General features: G+C 71.1%; 5 protein-coding genes. 2 read left to right on the top strand and 3 right to left on the bottom strand.

What is annotated here, in order from left to right:
- The coding region (locus tag AC08OU_RS21955) for a DUF4230 domain-containing protein (RefSeq protein WP_476605679.1) at positions 1-709 on the bottom strand (709 nt) is incomplete at its 3' end.
- 46 nt (positions 710-755) lie between these two features.
- Positions 756-2,702: a PP2C family protein-serine/threonine phosphatase gene (locus AC08OU_RS21950; RefSeq protein WP_476602299.1), complete on the bottom strand. Its 1,947-nt coding sequence runs from the start codon at positions 2,700-2,702 to the stop codon at positions 756-758.
- Positions 2,703-3,334: 632 nt separating this feature from the next.
- Between AC08OU_RS21950 and AC08OU_RS21945 the strand changes: the two genes are divergently transcribed.
- Both AC08OU_RS21945 and AC08OU_RS21940 read left to right on the top strand, forming a co-directional pair.
- Entirely contained in the window at positions 3,335-4,504 is a 1,170-nt protein-coding gene (locus tag AC08OU_RS21945) for an ABC transporter ATP-binding protein (protein ID WP_476593534.1), read from the top strand.
- Positions 4,501-5,286 carry an ABC transporter permease subunit gene (locus AC08OU_RS21940; protein WP_462188479.1) on the top strand — a complete coding sequence of 262 codons (786 nt, stop codon included), beginning with the start codon at positions 4,501-4,503 and terminating at the stop codon, positions 5,284-5,286. The genes AC08OU_RS21945 and AC08OU_RS21940 overlap by 4 nt, the downstream gene beginning before the upstream one ends.
- A 64-nt stretch (positions 5,287-5,350) precedes the next feature.
- Here the strand turns inward: AC08OU_RS21940 and AC08OU_RS21935 are convergent.
- A partial coding sequence (locus AC08OU_RS21935) for an aldo/keto reductase (protein WP_476605678.1) occupies positions 5,351-5,727 on the bottom strand: 377 nt, incomplete at its 5' end.

The raw sequence follows: 5,727 nt of genomic DNA, 5'->3' as shown, positions 1-5,727 counted from the left end.
CGTAGGTCACCCTGACGTCGGTGAAACCCAGCGCGCCGAGTAGACCGCGCAGCATGGCGGTGGTGTTCTTCCTGCCCAGGTCGAGCACCTGGCCATCCGTCCTCGCCGCGTCGGTCATCCGCGCCGACGCGGCCCGGTAGAGCTCCTGGTCGCTGCCGACCCCACCGAACAACCCGCCGACGCGGTTCAGCGCGCCGCGCTGGCGGGCCACCACGTAGCTGTGGTCAAGATCCAGCTCGGGCCTGGACAGCGTCGGGTTCGGCAGCTCGATGGTGACCGCACGACGGTCCGGGGAGACGGTGACCGCGTCCTTGCCGAGCGCACCAAAGTTGATCACCGAGTCGACGGTGCCGACCCCGACGAACAGGGTGCGCTCGCCGCGCAGCGCATCAGGGATCCACTTGCTGTCCTTCTCGAGGTCGACCACCACCTCGAAGTGGGCGCTGGCGGCGTGATGGTCGCTCAGCTCTTCCAGGGAGCGCAGTACCGCCGGGGAACTGCGGTCGACCGTCCTCTCCTCGAACGGGTTCGGCAGGCTCGGCCGCCATCCCGCCACCAGGGCGATGCCGGCGAGGACGAGCACGATGGCGGCGACGGTAGCGACGACGGCGATCAACCGCAGTGGGCTGAGCCGGGACCGCAGAGACCGCAGAGATCGCGGAGACCGGGTCGAGCGGGTGGGCCGGTCCAAGCCGGACTCGTCGTTCATGAGCGTCTTCTACCCGAAATGGCCGGCAACCACGCCGATGTCGCCGCTATGGCTCTCCGGGCGCGATCGTGGAGCCACACTGGGCGGTGCGGGCGAGAATGATCGCCGTACGGTCGTCGCCCTGCCGCCCGGGCGCGTATCGGCGAACCGCGTCGAAGGCGTCGTCGAGCAGCGCCACCGGCGTGCGCGTGGGATCACGGAGGATCTCGGCGATCAGCCGGTGCAGCCCGAACTGCCGCCCGGCCTCGTCACGCGCCTCCACCAGTCCGTCGGTGTAGGCGAAGAGCACGTCGCCCGGTTCGAGCCGCAGCGTCTGGATTCCCCACGCCCCGGGCTCCGCGAGCAGGCTCGACATCAACGGGCCCGTCGGAGGCAGCCGAACGACCTGCGCCGTTCCCAGCCCGGAGCCGACGATGGAACCGGGTCCCGGCACCCGCCCGGGCTCGGGGCCGGCACCGTTCGCCCCATCCCCCGACCCGCGGGCCGATCCGACAGCATGCGCGGGTCCAACAGCAGCCGCCATGGCGGATCCGCCCACCCCGTCACCGGGGCCGCCTCCCGGCCGGGCGGGATCGCGGGGGCCAACCAGGTGAGCGGTCGGAGCGGGTACCTCGCGTGAGGATGCCCCGCCGGGAAGCACCGCGGCCGCGGGTACCTTGCCTGTGGGCAGCTCGCCCACCGACACCGCACCCACCGACACCGCACCCACCCACCCCGCGCCCGCGGACAGCTCGCCCACGGGCGGCTCGCCCGCCGAGGCCATGTTCCCGGGCACCGCCCGGCGCAGCAGGAGCGTGTCGGGATGACCGGCGTTGACGTAGGACAGGTCCCCGGTCCGCGGGTCGACGACGGCGATGATCGCGGTCGCGAACATCTCCTCGATCTCACCGAGGTTGTCCACCGTCCACTCCAGGGCCCGACCGGGATCGATCTCCGTCGACAGAGCCGCGTCAAGCAGTTGCTTGAGCCGCAACGCGAAGACCCCGGCCGCGGCTCCATGACCGGAGACGTCACCGACCACGACGGCGACCCGCCCGTCGGGCAGCTCGAAGGCGTCGTACCAGTCCCCCGCCAGTTCGCCCTCGGCCGGATCGACCCGGCCGTGCAGGACCAGGCCGCGGGCCCGCAGGAGCGAGGGCGTGAGCGCGTCCCGCAGCGCGATCACGGCGGGTCCCTGCTGGGCCAGAGCCTCCCACGACCGCTCGTTCTGGCGGACGAGCCGCACCAGCTGGGCGCGCATCGTCTCGACGTCGGCGGCCAGCTCCACGATCTCCTTGGGGCCGACGGAGGGGATCCGGGTGTCGTAGCGACCGGCGGCCACCGCGTTGACGGATCGCTGCAACGCTCCGATCGGGCGGAGCAGCCATCGGCGCGAGATGATCATAATGGTCAGCAGGAACCCGAGGATGACGAACATCGCACTGGCCAGCGAGCTCAGCAGCAGCACGGAGGCACTCTCCACCCGCCCGGACGCCTCGACCTGCTCGCGGTCGATCGCCACGGCGAGCTCCGCGACCTCGCGGCGCAGCAGGTCGAAGTCCTGGCGCGCGTTGGTGCGCACGATATTCCGGGCAGCGGCGGTGTCTCCCCTCGTCATCGCGGCCAGTTCCGGCTGGACAACCTCGCGACGCCAGTCCCGGTACGCCCGGCCGACTTCCCCGTGCTGCGCGCGCGGCACGGGGAAGTCGGCCAGCAACGCGTCCAGCTGTGCCATCAGGACCGGGATGGAGCTGGCGGACTCGTCGTAGGAGACAAGGAAACCCCGGCCCCGGGTGATGATGTAGCCACGCAGAGCATTCTCCTGGTCGACGAAGTCGGCCAGGAGAATCGCGGTGGTAGTCGCCGCCGGGTCCAGATGCCTGCTCCGCTCCGTCGCGGCATGACGTGACCGCAGGGCGGAGACCACGGCCAACACCAGCATCACGATGATCGAGATGCTGGCGAGCAACGTCAGCACCCGGATGCCGCGCCGAAGGCCAGCCGTCTCGCCCATGTGCAGATTGTCGTCCAGCCGTCGGGCGCCGGTTGTGTCGGGTGACGTGCGGGGTCCCCCGGGGAGGCTCGTACGACAGCTACCCCATCTCACGGATGGAACGATGAGCGCCGCACTCAATGTGCTGCGCCGAACGATCGCGAACCTCGGCGGCGGCGCGGACCTACTCCAGTCCCAGTCTAGCCCCAGACTTTCACAGTGCTTGTTTGATGACGTGTTGGAAATGAGTAAACATAGCGGCACGTTGCCACTCTTTCGGACAAGGCGGAAACCTCCGGATTCCCACGGCACCGAGCGCTCCGGAGTGCCGGGAGCTGGAACGGTGCCCGTGGTCCACTCGTTAGGCCTGCTGAGCACGGCGGATCCGAGCCGGGATCCCGAGCCGGGGACTGGTCCGGCCACTGCGGTGCCCGGCGCCGACGGCGCCCAGTGCGTACCGCCGGGAGGCACGGGAGTTCGATCGGCCCCCGTCCCGGTGCCGGTCCCGCCAGCGGCCGCGCCTTTGGTCGACCACGACGGCCTCCGCGGGCACGACTCCCCATAGAGCACGGTGGATGACGGAGTCACGGTGGAGGGTGACGGATCGACCGATCTCCGGGAGTTGAATGCATGATCTGGGAGGCTGTCAGACGATGACTTCGGGTTCGGTCACCGAACCGACGCACGCATCGAACGTGGCTGGTCGCCCCCACGGTGCGGCGCGGCCCCCGCGGCCGGCCGGGCGGTCGCCCGAGGGCCCGGCCGAGGCGGCGATCTGGACCCGCGGGCTCGGCAAGCGGTACGGCGATCGGGTGGCGGTGGACCATCTCGACCTCCAGGTGCCGCGCGGGACGCTGTCCGGTTTCGTCGGCCCGAACGGGGCCGGGAAGTCCAGCACGCTGCGCATGCTGCTGGGGTTGATCCGCCCCACGGCGGGCCAGGGGTACGTGCTGGGCGCGCCGATCTCCCATCCGGCCCGCTACCTGGGCCGGGTCGGGGCGATGATCGAAGGCCCGACGTTCCATCCCGGGCTGTCCGGCCGGCGCAATCTGGACCAGCTCGCCCTGCTGCGTGGGATCGGCGGGCGGCGCCGCGCCGATCGCGCGCGGCGGGTCGGGGAAGTCCTCGCACAGGTGGGCCTGACCGAGCGGGCCGACGACCGGTTCACCGCCTACTCCCTCGGGATGAAGCAGCGCCTGGGCATCGCCGCCGCTCTGCTGCCCGATCCCAGCCTGCTCATCCTGGACGAGCCGACGAACGGCCTCGACCCGGCGGGCATCCGGGAGATCCGCGCGCTGCTGGGCCAGCTGGCCGGCACCGGCATGACGGTCTTCATGTCGAGCCATCTGCTGACCGAGGTCGAGCAGATCTGCGATCATCTGGTGATGATCAACGGCGGGCGGATGCTGTTCCAGGGGCACGTCACCGACCTGCTCGCCGCCGAGGATCCCCGGATCCTCATGGTGCCCGAGCGGGACGACGACGCCCGCCGCCTGGCCGGGCTCCTCGGCGAGACCGGCCTTCGGGTCGAGATGGACCTCTGCCCCGGGCCGTCGTGCGACGCGGGAGTCGGCGAACGCCATCCGGTGGTGACCGCCCATGCCCGCGAGGGGGTGGCCGCGGACCTCAACCGACTGGCGATGCGCGCCGGCATCACCCTGCGCTCGCTGCGCACCCATCGGCCGAACCTGGAGGAGACCTTCCTGCGCGTCACCGGCGAGATCGACGGCGACCTCATTCGTTCCGAGAACACCCCGGACGGCAGCGTGCCCCCCGTGGGAGCCGGGCTCGACCCGGCCCAGAGCCGTGCAGGTGCCACATGATCACGGCTTTCCGCGCCGAATGGGTGCCGCTGTTGCGGACCCGGTTCCTGCTCGGGACGCTGGGGGCGGTCATCGCCTCGGCCCTGCTCGGCACCGTTCTGACCTTCGTCTCGGTGGGGCACAACGACTTCGATGGCGACCCCGTCACGGCCAGCGGGCTGTCCGCCGCGAACGGCGTCGTGCAGGGGGTGCAGGCGGTCAGCATCCTGCTCGGCGTGGTGGCCCTGTCCGTCGTCGCCGCGTCGCTCGCCGGCGACCATGCGCACGGGACCCTGCGCAACCAGCTCGTCGCCCAGCCGCACCGGCTCCGGCTTCTCGCCGGCAAACTGCTGGCTCTGGCGGCGTTCGTGGTCCTCGTCATCACCGTGGCGACCGTGGTCTCGGTCGCGTTGTCCTTCGCGCTCGCGCCGCTGAAGGGGGTGTCGACGGCCGCCTGGAGCAGCGCGGCGGGGCTGGCCGAACTGGGCAAGAGCTTCGTCAACCTGTGCGCTGGATCGCTCGGCTACGCCGCGCTCGGCGCCCTGGCCGCGATCGTCTTCCGCGCGCCCGCCGCGGCGATCGCGGTCGCGGTCGCCTACGCGCTGCCGGTGGAGATGCTGGTCACGCGCATCTACGGTCCCGCCCGGGCCTGGCTGCCGGTACAGCTGATGGAGGCGATCACCACCGGTGGCTCCGCCGTCGCCACGCCCTACGCCGACGCGCTGCTGCGCGGGCTGGTCTACTGCACCGCGATGGTGCTGGTCGCTGTCGTCCTCTTCTGGCGCCGGGACATGACCTCATAAGGGAAATGGGAAATGGGAACGTTATTTTGTCCCGAGTGTCCCTGGACCCCGAGCTCCCAGGGACTCAGTGCCCGAACACGTCGGAGTCGAGGGCGTCCACCTCCCCCGCGGCGCCCCGGTCCAGTCCGGAGATCGCGGCGATCTCCTCGGCGGAGAGCGTGAAGTCGAAGACGTCGATGTTCTCCGCCAGGCGCCTGGGGCTGGCCGACTTCGGCACCACCACGATGCCCAGCTCGATGTGCCAGCGCAGGACGACCTGCGCGGGGGTGCGCTCGTGCGCGGCGGCGATCCGCGCGATCACCGGTTCGTCGAGCAGCCCGGTGCCGGCGCCCAGCGGGCTCCACGCCTCCGTCACGATCCCGTGCTCCGCGTGGTAAGCGCGGATCGCGGACCGGCCGAGTCGGGGATCGAGCTGGATCTGGTTCACGGGATCTGGATCTG

The organism is Frankia sp. CcMO1, assembly GCF_977945845.1.
The sequence above is the reverse complement of the archived record's forward strand: the minus strand, read 5'-3'. Positions and strand labels throughout refer to the sequence as shown.